18 protein-coding genes are annotated in these 18,063 nt (G+C 65.8%); 12 read left to right on the forward strand and 6 right to left on the reverse strand.

Annotated elements, in window-relative coordinates:
* Positions 1 to 3: 3 nt before the first annotated feature.
* The 12 genes from GPL20_RS24355 to GPL20_RS24410 all read left to right on the forward strand — a co-directional run bounded on the left by GPL20_RS24355 (position 4) and on the right by GPL20_RS24410 (position 11,431).
* On the forward strand, positions 4 to 687 hold the full coding sequence (locus tag GPL20_RS24355; RefSeq protein WP_157332341.1) for an amino acid ABC transporter permease: 684 nt from the start codon (positions 4 to 6) through the stop codon (positions 685 to 687).
* A gap of 7 nt (positions 688 to 694) precedes the next feature.
* Positions 695 to 1,363, forward strand: coding sequence for an amino acid ABC transporter permease (locus GPL20_RS24360; RefSeq protein WP_167533188.1), 669 nt, complete (start codon positions 695 to 697; stop codon positions 1,361 to 1,363).
* 1 nt (position 1,364) lies between these two features.
* Entirely contained in the window at positions 1,365 to 2,123 is a 759-nt protein-coding gene (locus GPL20_RS24365; protein ID WP_157332502.1) for an amino acid ABC transporter ATP-binding protein, read from the forward strand.
* Between the two features lie 19 nt (positions 2,124 to 2,142).
* Complete coding sequence (locus GPL20_RS24370; RefSeq protein ID WP_157332345.1) at positions 2,143 to 2,937, forward strand: transporter substrate-binding domain-containing protein; 795 nt, start codon at positions 2,143 to 2,145, stop codon at positions 2,935 to 2,937.
* Between the two features lie 68 nt (positions 2,938 to 3,005).
* Complete coding sequence (gene rpiB / locus GPL20_RS24375) at positions 3,006 to 3,452, forward strand: ribose 5-phosphate isomerase B (RefSeq protein WP_157332347.1); 447 nt, start codon at positions 3,006 to 3,008, stop codon at positions 3,450 to 3,452.
* Between the two features lie 13 nt (positions 3,453 to 3,465).
* Positions 3,466 to 4,383 (forward strand): ribokinase, encoded by a 918-nt coding sequence (locus GPL20_RS24380; RefSeq protein ID WP_157332349.1) that lies wholly within the window; start codon positions 3,466 to 3,468, stop codon positions 4,381 to 4,383.
* 62 nt (positions 4,384 to 4,445) lie between these two features.
* Positions 4,446 to 5,174 carry a sulfite exporter TauE/SafE family protein gene (locus tag GPL20_RS24385; RefSeq protein WP_157332351.1) on the forward strand — a complete coding sequence of 243 codons (729 nt, stop codon included), beginning with the start codon at positions 4,446 to 4,448 and terminating at the stop codon, positions 5,172 to 5,174.
* Positions 5,175 to 5,190: 16 nt separating this feature from the next.
* Positions 5,191 to 6,636: a DNA repair protein RadA gene (gene radA / locus GPL20_RS24390; protein WP_157332353.1), complete on the forward strand. Its 1,446-nt coding sequence runs from the start codon at positions 5,191 to 5,193 to the stop codon at positions 6,634 to 6,636.
* A 167-nt stretch (positions 6,637 to 6,803) separates the two neighbouring features.
* Positions 6,804 to 7,433 (forward strand): CvpA family protein, encoded by a 630-nt coding sequence (locus GPL20_RS24395; protein WP_157332355.1) that lies wholly within the window; start codon positions 6,804 to 6,806, stop codon positions 7,431 to 7,433.
* Between the two features lie 28 nt (positions 7,434 to 7,461).
* The gene (gene purF / locus GPL20_RS24400; protein WP_157332357.1) at positions 7,462 to 8,985 is read left to right on the forward strand and encodes an amidophosphoribosyltransferase; all 1,524 of its coding nucleotides are present in this window, start codon (positions 7,462 to 7,464) and stop codon (positions 8,983 to 8,985) included.
* A 174-nt stretch (positions 8,986 to 9,159) separates the two neighbouring features.
* Positions 9,160 to 9,900: an SDR family NAD(P)-dependent oxidoreductase gene (locus GPL20_RS24405; protein WP_157332359.1), complete on the forward strand. Its 741-nt coding sequence runs from the start codon at positions 9,160 to 9,162 to the stop codon at positions 9,898 to 9,900.
* A gap of 304 nt (positions 9,901 to 10,204) precedes the next feature.
* A complete protein-coding gene (locus GPL20_RS24410; RefSeq protein WP_157332361.1) occupies positions 10,205 to 11,431 on the forward strand; it encodes an ABC transporter substrate-binding protein in 1,227 nt (408 codons plus the stop codon).
* Between the two features lie 105 nt (positions 11,432 to 11,536).
* Here the strand turns inward: GPL20_RS24410 and GPL20_RS24415 are convergent, their stop codons facing one another.
* From GPL20_RS24415 to GPL20_RS24440, 6 genes are all read right to left on the reverse strand, one after another.
* A complete protein-coding gene (locus GPL20_RS24415; RefSeq protein ID WP_254125219.1) occupies positions 11,537 to 12,793 on the reverse strand; it encodes a TCR/Tet family MFS transporter in 1,257 nt (418 codons plus the stop codon).
* Positions 12,790 to 14,172, reverse strand: a complete 1,383-nt coding sequence (der, locus tag GPL20_RS24420; protein ID WP_157332363.1) for a ribosome biogenesis GTPase Der — start codon at positions 14,170 to 14,172, stop codon at positions 12,790 to 12,792. Before der ends, GPL20_RS24415 begins: the two co-directional genes overlap by 4 nt.
* 104 nt (positions 14,173 to 14,276) lie before the next feature.
* Positions 14,277 to 14,822 (reverse strand): hypothetical protein, encoded by a 546-nt coding sequence (locus GPL20_RS24425; protein WP_157332365.1) that lies wholly within the window; start codon positions 14,820 to 14,822, stop codon positions 14,277 to 14,279.
* Between the two features lie 31 nt (positions 14,823 to 14,853).
* Positions 14,854 to 15,507 (reverse strand): tetratricopeptide repeat protein, encoded by a 654-nt coding sequence (locus GPL20_RS24430; RefSeq protein ID WP_254125217.1) that lies wholly within the window; start codon positions 15,505 to 15,507, stop codon positions 14,854 to 14,856.
* 169 nt (positions 15,508 to 15,676) lie between these two features.
* Entirely contained in the window at positions 15,677 to 17,269 is a 1,593-nt protein-coding gene (locus tag GPL20_RS24435) for a class I adenylate-forming enzyme family protein (protein ID WP_157332367.1), read from the reverse strand.
* A 72-nt stretch (positions 17,270 to 17,341) separates the two neighbouring features.
* The gene (locus GPL20_RS24440; protein ID WP_254125215.1) at positions 17,342 to 17,926 is read right to left on the reverse strand and encodes an NnrU family protein; all 585 of its coding nucleotides are present in this window, start codon (positions 17,924 to 17,926) and stop codon (positions 17,342 to 17,344) included.
* Positions 17,927 to 18,063 lie beyond the last annotated feature (137 nt).

Genomic DNA, 18,063 nt, shown 5'->3' on the forward strand with positions numbered 1-18,063 from the left:
GTAATGAACCTCCAACTCGACTTTCCCGCCGTGCTGGAGCGTTGGCCAAGTTTCCTGGCCGGCGCCGCCCTCACGCTGGAGTTGGCGTTCTTCGCAACCGTGCTCGGCGCCCTGCTCGGCACACTGGCGGCGGTCGGGCGCGGCACGCGCAATTCGCTGATCGCAGGCGCCTGCAAGGTCTATGTCGAGACCATCCGCAACACCCCGCTGCTGGTGCAGATCTTCCTGGTCTATTTCGGCCTCGCCAGCCTCGGCCTGAAGTACTCCGCCTTCACCGTGGCCGTGGCCGCGCTGACGATCAATGTCGGCGCCTATACTGCCGAGATCATGCGTGCCGGCTTCGAGGCGATCCCACGCGGACAGATCGAAGCCGCCGAGGGGCTGGCGCTGTCGCGCCTGCAGATCTACTGGCACATCATTCTGCTGCCGGCGATCGAGAAGGTCTATCCCGCACTCACCAGCCAGTTCGTGCTGTTGATGCTGGCCTCCTCGGTCTGCTCGCAGATTTCGGCCGAAGAGCTCACCGCGGTCGCGAACTACATCCAGTCGGACACCTACCGCGCGTTCGAGACCTACATCATCGTCGCCGTGCTCTACGTCATCCTGTCGCTGGTGATGCGCGCCGGCTTCTGGAGCCTCGGCCTGGTGCTGTTTCCGCGCCGGCGCCGGCTCGGCACGCCGTTGTGAGATGACCATGGGCGGACATCTCAACATCAACCATCTGATGTTCCTCGGCCAGGGCGCGCTGTGGACGATCGGGCTGTCCGTGATCGCGCTGATCGGCGGCGGCATCGTCGGCTTCGTGATCGCGCTGGCGCGCATATCGCCGCTCAAATTCGTGCGGATCGCCAGCGCCGTCTATGTCCAGCTCGTCCAAGGGACGCCGCTGCTCGTCATCCTCTTCCTCGGCTATTTCGGCCTTGCCGCCATCGGTCTGAAAGTCTCGCCGCTCGCCGCTGCCGGCGCCTCGCTGACGCTCTATGTCGCGGCCTATCTGGGCGAGATCTGGCGCGGTTGCATCCAGTCGGTACCGAAGCCGCAATGGGAGGCGGCCGAAGGCCTGGCGCTGAGCCGGACCCAGCGCATGATGAAGGTGATCCTGCCGCAGGCGATCCGGATCGCCACGCCGCCGACCGTCGGCTTCATGGTGCAGATCATCAAGAACACTTCGCTCGCCTCCGTCGTCGGCTTCGTCGAGCTGATGCGCTCGGGCCAGATCGTCAACAACTCGCTGTTCGAGCCCTTCGCGATCTACGCCATCATCGCCGTCACCTATTTCGCCATGTGCTATCCCCTGTCGCTGTTCAGCCAAAGGCTGGAACGGCGGATGGGGCGTGGCAGGTCCAACCTCGCGCCAGCCTGACATGCAGCAGAACCTCTCCTCCACCGAACCGATCGTATCGCTCCACAACGTGCAGAAGAGCTTTGGCCCGCTTCGGGTGCTCGACGGCGTCTCCTTTACCGTCGCACGCGGCGAAGTGCTGGCGCTGATCGGCCGCTCGGGCTCCGGAAAGAGCACGGCGCTGCGCTGCATCGACCGCTTCGAGAAGGTCGACGGCGGTGAGATCGTCGTCTGCGGGCACCGGGTCGACCGGCCGGACGTCGATCTGCGCGCGCTGCGCCAGGACGTCGGCATCGTGTTCCAGAGCTACAATCTGTTTCCGCACCTCACGATCGAGCAGAACATCACGCTCGCACCGTGCGCGGTGAAGGGCATGGCCGCCTCGCAGGCCAAAGACCTCGCGCGAAAAGTGCTCGCGCAGGTCGGGCTCGAGGAAAAGCTGCACGCCTATCCCGAGCAGCTCTCCGGCGGCCAGCAGCAGCGCGCCGCGATCGCACGCTCACTGGCGATGCAGCCCAAGGTGATGCTGTTCGACGAGGTCACCTCCGCGCTCGATCCCGAACTCACCGCCGAGGTGCTGAAGGTGATCGAGCAGCTTGCGGCTGATGGCATGACCATGGTGATGGTCACCCACGAGATGGGCTTTGCCAAAGGCATCGCCGACCGGATCGTCTTCATGCATCGCGGCAAGGTCCACGAGACCGGCCCCGCCTCGATCCTGACGTCGCCGACGACGCCCGAACTCACGCAATTCGTGGGCACTGGAAACCTGAAATCATAACAGGAGAGGAGAACCAAGGATGACAAACAAGACTTTGCTGGGGACGGCCGCCGCGCTCTGCTGTCTCGTCGTGATGGCCACCACGCCGGCATCGGCCGACCTGCTCGACGACATCACGCAAGCCAAGAAGATCCGCATCTCGACGGACCTCGCCATCCCGCCTTCGGGCATGATGGACGCCAGCATGAAGCCGACCGGCTCCGACGTCGAGGTGGCGCAACTCCTGGCCAAGGACTGGGGGCTCGAGCTGGAATTCATCCAGACCACCGGCGCGACCCGCATCCCGAATGTCCTGACTGGCAAGGCCGACATCATCATCTCGACCCTGTCGGTGACGCCGGACCGCGCCAAGGTGATCGACTTCACCAAGCGCTATGCGACCCTGCAATCCGATGTCGGCTGCCTGAAGGCGTCGACCGTCAAGGACTGGCCGGACCTGAAAGATAAATCGATCGGCGTCTCGCGCGGCACCACCCAGGACACCACCCTGTCCAACATGAAGGACAAGGACCTCAAGATCGCCCGCTATGACGACGATGCCACGATGGTGACGGCGGCCGTCTCCGGACAGGTCGACTGCGTCGCCTCGTCCGCGACGATCATCAACCAGATCGGGGTGAAGAACACCTCGCGCGTGTTCGATTCCAGGATTCCACTCGCAACCTTCGATCTCGCCATCGGCCTGAAGAAGGGCGAGCAGCGCCTGATGGACAAGCTCAACGCCTGGATCGCCGAGAACGTCAAGAACGGCAAGCTCAACGCGATCTACAAGAAATTCCACGGGGTGGAGCTTCCACCCGACATGCGCAGCTGAACCAAACGGAAAATCGTGACAGCCGCATGCGGCTGTCACGATCAATGCAAGACCAAGAAGGACATCACATGCGTCTCGTCATCGGATCCGACCATGCCGGCTGGCCGCTCAAACAGACCGTCATCGATCACATCCGTAAGCTCGGCCACGACGTCATCGACGTCGGTTCCTACGACGACAAGCCGGTCGACTTCCCCGATATCGCGCGGGCTGTGGCGCAGAAGGTGACGTCGGGCGAAGCCGAGCGTGGCATCATGGTGTGCGGCACCGGCGTCGGCGCCTCGATCGCGGCCAACAAGATGAAGGGGATCCGCGCCGCGGTCTGCCACGACGTCCATTCCGCCCACCAAAGCGTCGAGCATGACGACGTCAACGTCATGTGCATCGGCGCGCAGATCGTCGGCGCCTGGCTCGCGGTGGATCTGGTCTCGTCCTACCTCTCCGCCGAATTCTCCACCGACGAGGATTTCCGCCGCCGCGTCGAGAAGCTGCGCGTCATGGACGAGCAAGGCTGACGGTCGCTCCGCCATGATCCTGGTGTTCGGATCGCTCAACATCGATCTCGTCGCCCAGGTCCCGGTCATTCCGGGCCCCGGCCGTACGGTGCTGGCGCCATCCTACCAGACCCATTTCGGCGGCAAGGGCGCCAATCAGGCCGTCGCTGCCGCTCGGATTGCGGGCCCGGGACGCGTCCGCATGGCAGGCCGCGTCGGCCGGGATGGATTTGGCGACAGCGCGATCAAGAACCTCAGGGCAAACGGCGTCAACACCGATCTCATCGTCAGGGCCGACGAGCCGACCGGATGTGCGTTCATCACCGTCGATGAGGCCGGAGAGAATGCGATCACGGTGGCAAGCGGCGCCAACATGACCGCGAGTGCCGCCGATGTTCCGGCCGGGCTTTTCGGTTCCGATACGGTGGCGGTGCTGCAGATGGAGGTGCCCTTCGCACAGGCATGGGAAGTCGCGCGCCTGACGACCTCCGCCTCCGGCACCGTCATCTGGAACCTCGCGCCCGTCCCGGAGACGATGACGGCAGCGATGGTGACCGAGCTTCTCGGCGTCACCGACTATCTCCTGCTCAACGAGCACGAGGCGCTCGATGCCGCCGCCGCCATCGGTCTCGCTTCCCTCGACTACGAGGCCGCAGCCGCAGACCTCGCCAGAACCGGCAACCTCACCTGCATCGTCACCGCCGGCGCACAAGGCGCGCTGGCCTTGACGGCCGAGGGCACCCGCCTGCACGCTCCCGCCCCGCGCATCACACCGGTGGATACGACCGGCGCCGGCGATACCTTTGTCGGCGCGTTTGCGGCCATGCTCAGCGAGAACGTGTCGTTGCAAATCGCACTTGAGGTGAGCTGCGAAGCCGCCGCTTTGAAATGTCTCAAGCCCGGCGCCCAGGCCGGCATGCCGATCCGCGGCGCCATAGGTTCCCTCGCCTAGCCTGAGGCGGATCGCCCGCGCCGTTGGCCACGGCTAAACTCTCCCGATTCGTGGAGACTGTTTTGGCCTTACTCTTCGTCCTCACCGTCGGCCTGCTCGCCGGCACCATCTCGGGCATCGTCGGAACCGGCTCGTCGATCATGCTGATGCCGGTGCTGGTCTATGCCTATGGGCCGAAGGAGGCCGTGCCGATCATGGCGGTCGCCTCCGTGATGGCGAACTTCTCGCGCATCCTGGCCTGGTGGCGCGAGGTCGACTGGCGGGCCTGCGCGGCCTATTCGGTCACGGGCATTCCGGCCGCAGCACTCGGCGCGCGGACGCTGCTGGCGCTGCCCGCGCATGCCGTCGATCTCACCATCGGCATTTTCCTGATCGCGATGGTGCCGGTGCGGCACTGGCTGGCGCAGCACGACCTGAAGGCCAATCTCTGGCATCTGGCGATCGGCGGCGCCGTCATCGGCTATCTCACCGGCATCGTGGTCTCGACTGGTCCGCTCAGCGTGCCGCTGTTTCTGTTCTACGGGCTCAGCAAGGGCGCCTTCCTCGCCACCGAAGCGGCCTCCTCGCTCGGACTCTATTTCGCGAAGTCGGTGACGTTCGAGCGCTTCGGCGCGCTGACCATGGATGTCTTCGTCAAGGGACTGGTTGCCGGTTCCTCGTTGATGTCAGGCGCGTTCATCGCAAAGCGCTTCGTGCTGCATCTGAAGCCGGAAACCTTCCGCCTGGTGATGGACGCGATCATGGTGGCGGCCGGGCTCTCCATGCTATGGAACGCGACGCATTCCCCCTGAGCACGATTGACGCCCCATGGCCAAGAACACGCTTTCCTTTGTCTGCCAGAACTGCGGCGCGGCCTATAACCGCTGGCAGGGCAAGTGCGAGGCCTGCGGCGAGTGGAATACGCTTGCCGAGGAGGACACGGCCGGCGGCGTGCCGGTCTCGATCCGCTCCAAGCGCAAGGGCCGCACATTCGCGCTGGAGAGCCTCGCCGGAAAGAGCCCGGATGCGCCGCGCCTGTCCTCCGGCATGACCGAACTCGACCGCGTCACCGGCGGCGGCTTCGTCCGCGGCTCGGTGCTGCTGGTCGGCGGCGATCCCGGCATCGGCAAATCGACGCTGCTGACGCAGGCCACCAGCATGCTGGCACGCGCCGGCCATCGCATCGTCTACATCTCCGGCGAAGAGGCGGTCGCACAGGTGCGCCTGCGCGCCGAGCGGCTCGGGCTGTCGGATGCGCCGGTGCAGCTCGCAGCCGAGACCTCGGTGGAGGATATCGTCTCGACGCTGTCGGAAGGCGCGGTCCCTCGCCTGATCGTGATCGACTCGATCCAGACCATGTGGACCGACACGGTGGAATCCGCGCCCGGCACGGTGACGCAGGTGCGCGCCTCGGCGCAGGCCCTGATCCGTTTCGCCAAGAAGACGGGCGCCGCCATCATCCTGGTCGGCCACGTCACCAAGGACGGCCAGATCGCCGGTCCCCGCGTGGTCGAGCACATGGTCGACGCCGTGCTGTCGTTCGAGGGCGAAGGCTCGCAGCAGTTCCGCATCCTGCGCGCCGTGAAGAACCGCTTCGGTCCGACCGACGAGATCGGCGTGTTCGAGATGACGGGCCTTGGCCTGCGCGAAGTCACCAACCCCTCCGAATTGTTCCTGTCGGAACGCGATCTCGGCACGCCCGGCACCGCAGTGTTCGCAGGGATCGAGGGCACAAGGCCCGTCCTGGTCGAATTGCAGGCGCTGGTGGCGCCGACCTCGCTCGGCACCCCGCGCCGGGCCGTGGTCGGCTGGGATCCGAGCCGGCTATCGATGGTGCTGGCGGTGCTGGAGGCCCATTGCGGGGTCAAGCTGTCCGGCCACGATGTCTATCTGAACGTCGCGGGCGGCCTGCGCATCAACGAGCCGGCGGCGGACCTTGCCGCTGCCGCGGCGCTGGTGTCGTCCCTGGTTAACGCGCAGTTACCCACCGATGCCGTCTATTTCGGCGAAATCTCGCTGTCCGGCGTGGTGCGGCCGGTGGCGCAGACCCCGGCCCGGCTGAAGGAGGCGGCAAAACTCGGCTTCCAGCGCGCCGTGCTGCCCGAATCGGCCCGCGGTGAGACCGGCGGCGATGCCGGATTGTCGCTGAATGCGGTGAACAGCCTGACGACACTGGTGGCCGAAATCGCCGCCCGCGGCTCCCGCCGGGGCGAATCGAATGCGCCGGCGGAGAAAAATGCCACACCGGCAAGATTCCGCCGCGGAGAGGGTTAGGTGGAGGTGACGTTCCCCGCCCCCGCCGCTATACAGCCGTCACAAAAGCAGCATGGGATTGCGTGGTTGCGGCCTTGCCGGGAACGCCGTCTGGCCCTCACTTAAGGCGGCGGCCAAGCACCGATTCGCTGAGCACCTTTGAGAGTACGAGCGGACCAGACCAGCCGATGCCAGTAACACTCCTCGACCTGATCCTGCTCGGTGTGATGCTGATCTCGGGCCTGCTCGCCATGGTCCGCGGCTTCATGCGCGAGATCCTGTCGATCGCAGCCTGGGGCGCCGCGGCGATCGTGACGCTGTACTCATTCTCGAAGCTGCTGCCGACCGCAAAGACCTATTTCAACAACGACACGGTGGCGAGCGTGGTCGTGGTCGCCGGCGTGTTCATCGGCACCCTGGTCATCGTCTCCGTGATCACGGTCCGCATCTCCGACATGATCCTGGATTCGCGGATCGGCGCGCTCGACCGCACGCTCGGCTTCCTGTTCGGCCTGGCCCGCGGGCTCCTGATCGTCGTGGTCGCCTTCCTGTTCTTCACCTGGCTGGTGCCGGACAAGCAGCGCCCGGACTGGGTCACGGGGGCGAAATCCCGCGTGGTGCTGCAGGGAACCGGGGATTGGCTGATGGCCCTCTTGCCGGATGACCCCGAGAACACCATCTTGAAGAGATTCAAGAAAAACAAACCAGATGATGATCAAGCTGATTCCGAGCAGCAGCCTTCGGGCGGCGGCGACGGATACAGTAAACCGGCTCGTGACAGCCTCAAGAAGCTGATCGAGAAACCTGCGGCGCGTTGATTGAGCCCTAAAGAGAGGCGCGGACCAGATGCGACACCCTGACCAGGACGCCCAACTTGATCTCGACGCCAAGGCCGGTTTGGGCCCGGCAGCGCTAGAGCTTCAGGACGATCTGGAGGGGGATACGCTGCGCGAGGAATGCGGCGTCTTCGGCATCTATGGCCACCCCAATGCGGCCGCCATCACCGCCCTCGGCCTCCACGCCCTCCAGCATCGCGGCCAGGAAGCCGCCGGCATCGTCTCCTACGACGGCAGCCGCTTTCACTTGGAACGCCGCCTCGGGCTCGTCGGCGACACCTTCTCCCGCCGCGAGGTGATCGACCGCCTGCCCGGCAATATGGCCGTCGGCCATGTCCGCTATTCCACCACCGGCGCCAACATCCTGCGCAACGTGCAGCCGCTGTTCGCCGAGCTCAATGCCGGCGGCCTTGCGGTCGCCCACAACGGCAACCTCACAAACGGCCTGACGCTGCGCCGCGAGCTGGTGCGGCACGGCGCGATGATGCAGTCGACCAACGACACCGAGGTGATTCTGCATCTGGTCGCGCGCTCCAGGCGCAGCCGCTTCATCGAGCGCTACATCGATGCGCTGCGCGAGATTGAGGGCGCCTATGCGCTGGTCTCGCTGACCAACAAGAAGCTGGTCGGCGCGCGCGATCCGCGCGGCATCCGCCCGCTGGTGCTCGGCGAACTCGACGGCTTCCCGATCCTGACCTCGGAGACCTGCGCCCTCGACATCATTGGCGCGCGCTTCGTGCGCGACATCGAGCCGGGCGAAGTCATCGTGTTCGACGAGAACGGCCAGGACATCCACAAGCCGTTCCCGCCGATGGCGCCGCGCCCCTGCATCTTCGAATACATCTACTTCTCCCGTCCGGACTCCATCGTCCATGGCCGCTCGGTCTACGAGGTGCGCAAGAATTTCGGCGCGCAGCTCGCGCGCGAGAGCCACGTGCCGGTCGACGTCGTGGTGCCGGTGCCGGATTCCGGCGTGCCCGCCGCGGTCGGCTACAGCCAGCATTCCGGCGTGCCGTTCGAGCTCGGCATCATCCGCAACCATTATGTCGGCCGCACCTTCATCCAGCCGACGCAGGCGATCCGCGAGTCCGGCGTGCGCATGAAGCATTCGGCCAACCGCGCCGCGATCGAAGGCAAGCGCATCATCCTGATCGACGACTCCCTGGTGCGCGGCACCACCTCGAAGAAGATCGTGCGCATGATGCGCGATGCCGGCGCGACCGAGGTGCACTTCCGCCTCGCTTCTCCCCCGATCCTCTATCCCGACTATTACGGCATCGATCTGCCCGATCGCGGCGGTCTTCTGGCGGCGACGCATTCGCTCGAGGAGATGCGCGAGATCATCGGCGCCGACTCGCTCGCCTTCCTGTCGATCGACGGCATGTACCGCGCCATGGGCGAGCCCGGCCGCGACCCGGCCAATCCGAAATTCTCGGATCATTGCTTCACCGGGGCGTATCCGACCCACCTCACTGACCAGACCCAGACCGAGCCGCAGCCGCGGCAGCTGTCGCTGCTGGCGGAGGCGAGCTGACCCTCGGCTGTCATTCCGGGGCGCGCGCAGCGCGAGCCCCAATGCGCAATTGCGCATTGTGGAATCTCGACGTGTTCCTGCAACCTCTGGATTCCGGGTTCGGTCCTGCGGACCGCCCCGGAATGACCGTCGCATGGGGCTTGTCCCGGCCATCCACGCCTGTAAAACCCCGCCATGACAAAACCTCTCGCGGATCGCATCGCTCTCGTCACCGGCGCCTCGCGCGGCATCGGCTATGCCACGGCCATCGCCCTGGCCAAGGCTGGTGCGCATATCGTCGCGGCGGCGCGCACGCAGGGCGGGCTTGAGGAACTCGACGACGAGATCCGCAAAGACGGCGGCAGCGCCACGCTGGTGCCGCTCAACCTCACCGATTCCGACGGCATTGCGCGGCTTGGTGCGGGCCTGCATGAGCGCTACGGCAAGCTCGACATCCTCGTCGGCAATGCCGGAGTGCTCGGCCCCTCCTCGCCGGTCGGCCATATCGAGCTGAAGACCTTCAACGACGTGATGGCGGTCAACGTCTCCGCCAACTTCCAGCTGATCCGCTGCATGGAGCCGCTGCTCAAGCAATCCGACGCCGGTCGCGCCGTGTTCATCACCTCCGGCGCCGCCAACAAGGCGACCGCCTATGTCAGCCCCTACGCCGCCTCCAAGGCCGCGCTGGAAACGCTGGCACGCGCCTGGGCGCAGGAGACGGCGAACACGAAGCTGCGCATCAACCTGTTCAATCCGGGGCCGATCCGCACCCGCATGCGCGCAACGCTGATGCCGGGCGAAGATCCGGCGACGCTCGACACGCCCGAGCAGGTCGCCGCATTCATCGTGCCGATGTGCGCGCCGGACTGGACCGAGACCGGCAAGTTCTACGATTACAAGACGCGCAGCCTGATGAGCTTCCGCGCGCCGGCCTGATTGACTCGATTGCCTCCCCGCGCAATTCCACGGGGGCACGCCATGGTAATCGTCGCCAAGGGTAACGCCTATACCGCCGAGGTGGACACCGGAAAGCGCATCCAGAAATTCAAGCTGACGTCGGACGCACTCAAATAGCGTCTTGACGCATCTTGACCAAAATTTAACCGACGGATGACGCTGCGACGCAGCGTCATCCGGCTTTTGGCGCATTGCCGCCGGCCGTGGGACAGGCTACAGCCATCAGCCGGAAACAAGGCTCCGCAAGAGAGCCGCCGCATATTTGACAATGGAGGAAACTTTCATGACAACGATGTTCGCGCGCCGCTCCGCGGTCCTGCTGGCCTGTGCCGCCTTCGGTTTTGCATCAACCGCCTACGCCCAAAACAAGACCATCAAGATTGGCGTGCTCAACGACATGTCGAGTCTCTACGCCGACATCGGCGGCCCGAACTCGGTGGCGGCAGTGAAGATGGCGGTCGAAGATTCCGGCCTGAAGGCCAAGGGCTGGACCATCGACGTCCTCAGCGGCGATCACCAGAACAAGCCTGACATCGGCGTCAACATCGCCCGGCAATGGATCGACGCAGACAAGGTTGACGCCATCGCCGACACGCCGAGCTCCGGCGTTGCGCTCGCGGTGAGCAACCTCGTCAAGGAAAAGAACGCGGTGCTGCTCAATTCGGGCGCGGCCACCGCCGACCTCACCGGCAAGGCCTGCACGCCCAACACGGTGTCATTCACCTACGACACCTACATGCTCGCCAACGGCACCGGAAAGGCGCTGACCAAAGCCGGCGGCGACAGCTGGTTCTTCCTGACCGCGGACTACGCCTTCGGCCATGCGCTCGAACGAGACACCAGTTCCGTCGTCACGGCGACGGGCGGCAAGGTGCTCGGCGGCGTCAAACATCCGCTCAACACCGCGGACTTCTCCTCCTTCCTGCTCCAGGCGCAGTCGTCCAAGGCCAAGATCATCGGCCTCGCCAACGCCGGCGGCGACACCACCAACGCGATCAAGCAGGCCGCCGAATTCGGCATCGTCCAGGGCGGCCAGAAGCTCGCCGCGCTGCTGCTGTTCATCAACGACGTGCACTCGCTGGGCCTGAAGACCGCGCAGGGCCTGACCTTCACCGAGTCCTTCTACTGGGATCTCAACGACCAGACCCGCGAATGGTCGAAGCGCTTCCAGAAGGTCTCGCCCAAGGGCGCCATGCCTTCGATGACGGTGGCGGGCCTCTATGCGGAGATCCTGCATTACCTGAAGGCGATGGATGCGCTGGGCAGCAATCCGCATGACGGCGCCAAGGTCGTCGCCAAGATGAAGGAGCTGCCGACCGACGACCCGCTGTTCGGCAAGGGCCCGCTGCGCGCCGACGGCCGCCGCCTCATCCCGGCCTATCTGTTCGAGGTCAAGAAGCCCGAAGAGTCGAAGGGCCCGTGGGACTATTACAAGCTCGTCGCCACCATCGCGCCGGAAGACGCGGCCAAGCCGCTCGAGGCGAGCGACTGCCCGCTGGTGAAGAAATAAGCGAGAGCTCGTATCTGTCGTAGGGTGGGCAAAGGCGCGCTTGCGCCGTGCCCACCATCTCTCTACGGCCTCAAGACATGGTGGGCACGCTTCGCTTTGCCCACCCTACGAGACCGTCTTCGCAACGCCCAGTGTCCGCACCGCGATCATCACGCAGACCACCATCAACACCGCCGCAAGCAGGAACGGCGCGCCGGGCAGATGCAGCGGCGCGCTGGCGCCGATGAAGTAGGAAAAGGTCAGCGTGAACAGGAACGGGCCGACGAGCTGCGACACGCTCTGGACGCTCGCGGTCGCGCCCTGCAACCGGCCCTGCTGATCAGGTGCGACCAGCCGCGTCATCAGCGATTGCGAGGCGGCACCGGAGATGCCCCACAGCGACATCAGGGGAATCCCGACCCAGAACAGCGGCCCGGTCGGCGCCGCGCCGAAGATCACGAAGCCGAGCGCGCCACAGCACAGGCCGAGCAGCAGCGCATTCCGCTCGCCGAGCGCGCGCACGATCGGGCCGATGGCGAGCCCCTGCACCGCCATGGCGCAGATGCCGACCATCGCCAGCGTCAGGCCCACCGTCTTGGAATCCCAGCCATAGCGGTAGGTCGCATAGAGCACGAAGGTCGAGGGCAGCACGACGTGGGCGACCTGCGCGATGAAATTGACGACCGACAAGGCGGCCAGCACCGCGTTGGACCGCAACAGATGCAGTGCCCCGACCGGATTGGCGCTCCTCCAGCGGAACGGCGCGCGCTTGTCGGGCGCCAGCGATTCCGGCAGGACGAAGAGCCCATAGAGCGCGTTGGCGAAGCTTAGAGCCGCCGAGGCCCAGAACGGCAGGCGCGGATCGATGTCGCCGAGCAGGCCGCCGAGCGCCGGCCCCAGGATGAAGCCGGCACCGAAGGCGGCGCCGATCCTACCGAAGACCGCCGCGCGCCGCTCCGGCGGCGTGATATCCGAGATATAGGCGAAGGCGGTCGAGATGCTCGCCGAGGTGATGCCGGAGATCACGCGGCCGATGAACAGCCAGACCAGCGACGGGGCCAGCGCCATCAGCACGTAGTCGGCCGCGAGCCCGAAATTCGACAGCAGCACCACCGGCCGCCGTCCGAACCGATCCGACAGCGCACCGAGCACCGGCGAGAACACGAACTGCATCAGCGCCCAGGCGGTGCCGAACAGGCCGAAGATGCGCGCCGCGTGTGCGGTGTCGTTATCGACGAAGCTTTCGATCAGCTTTGGCAGGATCGGCATGATCACGCCGAGCGCGAGCATGTCGAGCAGGATGGTGACGAAGATGAAGGCGACGGCACCGCGCCGGACCGGCGGCGCGCCCTGCGCTGTCGCCTCGCCGGCATCGTTGCTCACGATGGCCGCTTGCGCTTGTGGGCGAAGGGATTGGCCTTCTCGCGCAAGGTGATGCGCACCGGCGTGCCCGGCAGATCGAAGGTCTCGCGCATGGAATTGGTGAGGTAGCGCAAATAGGATTGCGGCACCGCATCGGCGCGCGAGCAGAACAGCACGAAGCTCGGCGGGCGCGCCTTCGTCTGGGTGATGTAGTTCAGCTTCAGCCTGCGGCCGGACACCGCGGGCGGCGGATTGGCCTGGATCGCCTGCTCGAACCAGCGATTGAGCGCGGCCGTCGGCACGCGCCGGTTCCAGATCGCGTAGGCATCCTGGATCGCCTGCATCAGGCGGTCGATGCCCTCGCCCATCAGGCCCGATACGGCGACGATCGGCACGCCCTTGAGCTGCGGCAACCAGTGGTCGGCGTCGCGGCGCAGGCCCGAGATCGCGCCGCCGCCCTTGGTCTCCATCAGGTCCCATTTGTTGACGGCAAGCACGACCGCCCGGCCCTCGCGCTCGATCAGATCGGCGATGCGCAGATCCTGCTCCTCGAAGCGGTTCTGCGTGTCCATCATCAGCACGACGACCTCGGCAAAGCGCACCGCGCGCAGCGCATCCGCAACCGAGAGCTTTTCGAGCTTCTCCTCGATGCGCGAGCGCCGGCGCAGACCCGCGGTGTCGAACACGCGGAAATCGCGGCCCTTCCAGTCGATCTCGACCGCGATGGAATCGCGCGTGGTGCCCGCTTCGGGGCTCGTCAGCAGGCGCTCCTCGCCGAGCAGATGGTTGATCAGCGTCGACTTGCCGGCATTGGGCCGGCCGACGATGGCGACCCGGATCGGACGCGTCGCCGCCTCCTCCTCCGAGAGCTCTGCGTCGTCCTCGTCGTCGTCTTCCTCGACGGGCTCCGGCATCAGCTTGCTGAGCGCATCGTAAAGCTCGCCCATGCCCTCGCCATGCTCGGCCGAGATCTGGATGGGATCGCCGAGGCCGAGCGCGAAGGCTTCCATCGCGCCGGCATCGCCGTGCTTGCCTTCGCTCTTGTTGGCGACCAGCAGCACCGGCTTGTTGGCCTTGCGGGCGAAATCGGCAAACGCGCGGTCGGTGGGCGTGAGGCCGATGCGGGCGTCGATGACGAAGAACAGCGCGTCGGCCTGCGCGATCGCGGTCTCGGTCTGCTCCTGCATGCGCGCGGTCAGCGAGCCCCTGGCGCCCTCGTCGAGGCCGGCGGTATCGATGATGATGAAGTTGAGATCGCCGAGCCTGGCCTCGCCCTCGCGGCGGTCGCGGGTGACGCCCGGCAAATCATCGACGAGCGCGAGCTTCTGTCCGACCAGGCGGTTGAACAGCGTCGATTTGCCGACATTGGGCCGGCCGATGATGGCGATCGTGAAGGACATCGGTCATTCGTGCGCTGCCGGGGCTGCGCCTGTCAATGCAATGAGGATATTTGTTTGAGCATGATCTTTTCGGAAAACCGCTTCACACTTTTCCGGATCCTGCTCTAGCGCGAGAAGCTGCCGCTCGGCAGCGGCGCCGGGAAGCCGCCCTGCGATTGCTGCTGCGTGGTCTGGGTCGGCTGCGCCTGCTGCACGGGCTGATCCGGCGGCGGCGCGGTGGTGCGCTTGCGCACGATCTTCTGCTTGGGCGGCGGAGCGGCCGTGGGCGGCGCTGCCTCCGGCTGAGCCTCGCCATCGACCTCGCCGGCGGGCGCATCAGCCGGCGCCGCGGCGGCGGCCGGCTGCCTGGACTTCGACTTGGCACCCTTCGCCGGCTTGGCCGGCTCGGGCGGCGGCTCAGCGGGCAAGGCTGCCACGGCAGGCGCGTTCGGATCGGGCTGCTGCTGCGCGCCCTTGTATAAATCCCTCGGCACGCCCTGCTCGAGGCCCGGCACGCCTTCCGGGAACACCGGCTTGCGGTCGCCCGGCAGCTTCTTCTTGGTGTCGAGGAAGTCGAGCAGATCGCTCGGATCGAAGCTGGAGCAACCGCCCAGGGCGCCCGAGAAGGCGATCAGGACGGCGGCTGCGATCAAGCGTGGCGTGCGGCGCATCTTGTGTCTCGTTTACGTCAGAGGGCCGTCGTCAGCTTTTGGCGACGGGCGGCAGCAGGGCCTGGAGCGCCTCGGCGCGCGAGCGCAGGCCCGGCGGCGTTTCACCGTCCTCGGCAATCGCGTCGAGCCATTTGCGGGCCGCGGACGTGTCGTTGTTGCGCCAGGCCGACAGCGCCAGCATCTCGCGGGCGCTGTGGCGGAAGGTCGACTTCGGCGCGGCGGAGGCCTCGAGCCGCTGCTGCATGTCGGCGTAGCTCGCGCTGTCGAGCAGCAAGCCAGCCGCACGGATCTTCGCCAGATCCTGCCACTCGCCACCGACGCTGCGATCGGCAGCGATGTCGTCAAACATCTTCGCCGCGGCCTTGGGATCGCGGCTCGCGGCCTCGCCCGCAGCACGCAGTCGCGCCAGGGTGCGATAACCGGAAGGAGCCTTGGCAGCGAGCTCCGTGAAGGCCGTCTCGGCCTCCGCATGCTTGTTTTGCTCGGACAGCTCGACGGCCTTCTCGAAGGCCGCGCCGGCCTCGGCGGCCTTCTTGGCCTCCAGATACTGGTAGCCGCGCCAGCCGCCGACGGCGGCCACGACCAGCACCATCAGGGCGATGAAGTAGATCGAATACTTGTCCCACAGCTTCTTGAGCTGTTCGCGACGTACTTCCTCGTTGACTTCGTCAAATAATTCAGACACTTATGCTAATCCCATGCCCGTTCGGGTGCGCGCGCCAAAGCGATCGCGTCAGGAATCCCGTCCCCCACGTGGCGGCGAGGTACCCTAACGATATGGCGGTGGCAAGGCAAAGCGAGCCCGATCAAGGCGTTAACCACCCGGATGAACCCGGGAGAATCGCCTGCGTGGCTCAGGTTCCCAACAGCTCCCGCAGCTGACGCTTCAGCACCTTGCCGTTGGCGTTGCGCGGCAGTGGCTCGGCGGTGATCACCATGGTCTCGGGGACCTTGTAATCGGACAGGCGTTCCGCGCACCAGGTCCGCAAGACGTCGTCGGCCACCGGCGCGCGCGTCACCACCACGGCGTGAACGCGCTCGCCCAGCACCGGGCACGATTTTGCGATGATCGCGCTTTCGACCACGGCGGGATGGCCGGCCAGCACGGATTCGACCTCGGCGGAATAGATCTTCAGGCCACCGCGATTGATCATGTCCTTCTGCCGGTCGAACACGCGGACAAAACCGTCCGCATCGACCGAGCCGAGGTCGCCGGAGTGCCAGAAACCGCTGGTGAAGCTCTCGGCCGTGGCCTTCGGGTTATTCCAGTAGCCCTTGATGACGGAGGCGCTCTGGATCCAGAGTTCGCCGATCTCGCCATGGGGCAGCTCGCGCCCATCCGCCCCCATCGCGACGATGCGCGCGCCCGGGCACGGCAGGCCGACGCTGTCGATATGGCTCTCCGTCAGCTCGCCCGGCATGATCGTCGAGGGCGACGTCGTCTCGGTCGCGCCGTAGCAGTTCATCAGCTTCAGGCCGGGAATCTGCGCCTTGAGCTTCTCGATGGTCGCAACCGGCATCGGCGCGCCGCCAAAACCGCCGATGCGCCAGCTCGACAGATCGTAGCTGTCGAAATCGGGCTGGAGCAGGCAGAGATTGTACATCGCCGGCACCATCACCGTGTAGGTGACGCGCTCGCGCGCGGCGAGCTTGAGGTAATCGGCGGCCTTGAACTCCGGCATGATGATCAGCGCGCCGCCGCAGCGGATCATGGTCGTGATGTTGGCGACGACACCGGTGACGTGGCCGAGCGGCACGGCTGCGATCGAGCGGTCCGCCGCCGTCAGTTGCAGGCAGGAGACGAACACCATCGAGGAATGGACGATGTTGCAATGGGCGAGCATCGCGCCCTTCGGTCTGCCGGTCGTGCCCGAGGTATAGAGGATCATCGCCGTGTCCTCCTCGTTCACCTCGACCGGCGCAGGCGCCGGCGCGTTGTCGGCGAGCACGGCGAAACGCGACAGCGCCGGATCGTTGTCGACGGCGATGCGGTGGATCACATCCCGAACGTCCCCTGGCTCGGGTAGCCGCTCGGCGAGCGCGGCCTCGTGGATCAGGATCCTGGCGCCGCAATCGGTGAGCACATAGGCGATCTCCGGCTTCTGCTGGCGCGTGCTGAGCAACACCGTCACCAGCCCCTCATGCGCAGCCGCGAACAGAAGCAGCGGAAATTCGATGCGGTTGCCGAGCAGGATCGCAACACGGTCGCCGCGTTGGAGGCCGAGCCTGCGAAAGCCCGCCGCGATCCGCGCGGACTGCTCCAGCGCCTGTCGCCAGCTCAGCCGGACATTGCCGCAGATCAGCGCCTCGCCATCGGCATTGCGGGCGCACGCATCGGCGATCATCGCCCACAGGTTCGCTGGCCGATCCGAAAATGCCGGCACCACCCGATCGCCAAAGCGCGCCTCGAGCCGCATCGGCGGGATCTGCGATTGCGACCAATCCATCGGAGGGCCCTCGGCTTGTTGTTGTGTCACCTTCCGCGCACGGATATCCGGATCCCGTCTTGTGCTGACCGGCTAGACACCGATGACGGGAACACCGATCACGACCGGATGGAACGCGAAGGCCAGCGCCAGATAGGCGACAACGCCGACCGCGACCGCGATCAGATCGTTGGTGACGCCGCCCACCGGAATCGGCGGCCCGCCGCTATCGGTGCGATGTTTGAGCGTGATGCGATCATACACAGCCCAGCCCAGGAACGAGCCAAACAGGATGATGGAACCGAGATCGCCATTGGCGAGCAGATGCGCGGCCGCCCACAGCTTGATGCCGGCCAGCATCGGATGCTTCAGCGTCGCATAGATGCGGCCGCGCATATACGCGGCAACCACCAGGATGACGGCGGGCAACATCAGCGCGAGCGTGATGTGCTTCATCGCCTTCGGCGGATACCAGACGTCGATCCAGCCGGAGCTGCGATAATGAGCAAAGCCCCAGATGATCAACGCGAGCCCTGCCAGCGAGACGAGCGAATAGAGGATCTTGTAGGTCCCCTCGCCCAGCCTTGCGATGGCCTGCGCGCGCGCCTTGCGTTTCGTTGTGAAGCCATGGGCCGCGAAAAACAGCACCAGCCCCAGGATCATGACCAGCAGACCCACGACATCCTCCCCTTTGGCAAGCGCCCCCGTCTCTGAGGTATCATCGATTGGCCGCCATTCGCAACTCTCACTCCTCATGGTGAGGAGGCGCAACGCGGCGTCTCCGGACGATGCGACACATCGCCGGTAGAAGCATG

It is taken from the genome of Bradyrhizobium cajani (assembly GCF_009759665.1).
GTDB classification, from domain to species: Bacteria; Pseudomonadota; Alphaproteobacteria; order Rhizobiales; family Xanthobacteraceae; genus Bradyrhizobium; species Bradyrhizobium cajani.

Bases quoted from the DNA above. Each gene is read 5' to 3' on its own strand.
- GPL20_RS24355 (WP_157332341.1), top strand. From the start codon at position 4: ATGAACCTCCAACTCGACTTTCCCGCCGTGCTGGAGCGTTGGCCAAGT.
- GPL20_RS24360 (WP_167533188.1), top strand. From the start codon at position 695: ATGGGCGGACATCTCAACATCAACCATCTGATGTTCCTCGGCCAGGGC.
- GPL20_RS24365 (WP_157332502.1), top strand. From the start codon at position 1,365: ATGCAGCAGAACCTCTCCTCCACCGAACCGATCGTATCGCTCCACAAC.
- GPL20_RS24370 (WP_157332345.1), top strand. From the start codon at position 2,143: ATGACAAACAAGACTTTGCTGGGGACGGCCGCCGCGCTCTGCTGTCTC.
- rpiB (WP_157332347.1), top strand. From the start codon at position 3,006: ATGCGTCTCGTCATCGGATCCGACCATGCCGGCTGGCCGCTCAAACAG.
- GPL20_RS24380 (WP_157332349.1), top strand. From the start codon at position 3,466: ATGATCCTGGTGTTCGGATCGCTCAACATCGATCTCGTCGCCCAGGTC.
- radA (WP_157332353.1), top strand. From the start codon at position 5,191: ATGGCCAAGAACACGCTTTCCTTTGTCTGCCAGAACTGCGGCGCGGCC.
- GPL20_RS24395 (WP_157332355.1), top strand. From the start codon at position 6,804: ATGCCAGTAACACTCCTCGACCTGATCCTGCTCGGTGTGATGCTGATC.
- purF (WP_157332357.1), top strand. From the start codon at position 7,462: ATGCGACACCCTGACCAGGACGCCCAACTTGATCTCGACGCCAAGGCC.
- GPL20_RS24405 (WP_157332359.1), top strand. From the start codon at position 9,160: ATGACAAAACCTCTCGCGGATCGCATCGCTCTCGTCACCGGCGCCTCG.
- GPL20_RS24410 (WP_157332361.1), top strand. From the start codon at position 10,205: ATGACAACGATGTTCGCGCGCCGCTCCGCGGTCCTGCTGGCCTGTGCC.
- der (WP_157332363.1), bottom strand. From the start codon at position 14,172: ATGTCCTTCACGATCGCCATCATCGGCCGGCCCAATGTCGGCAAATCG.
- GPL20_RS24425 (WP_157332365.1), bottom strand. From the start codon at position 14,822: ATGCGCCGCACGCCACGCTTGATCGCAGCCGCCGTCCTGATCGCCTTC.
- GPL20_RS24435 (WP_157332367.1), bottom strand. From the start codon at position 17,269: ATGGATTGGTCGCAATCGCAGATCCCGCCGATGCGGCTCGAGGCGCGC.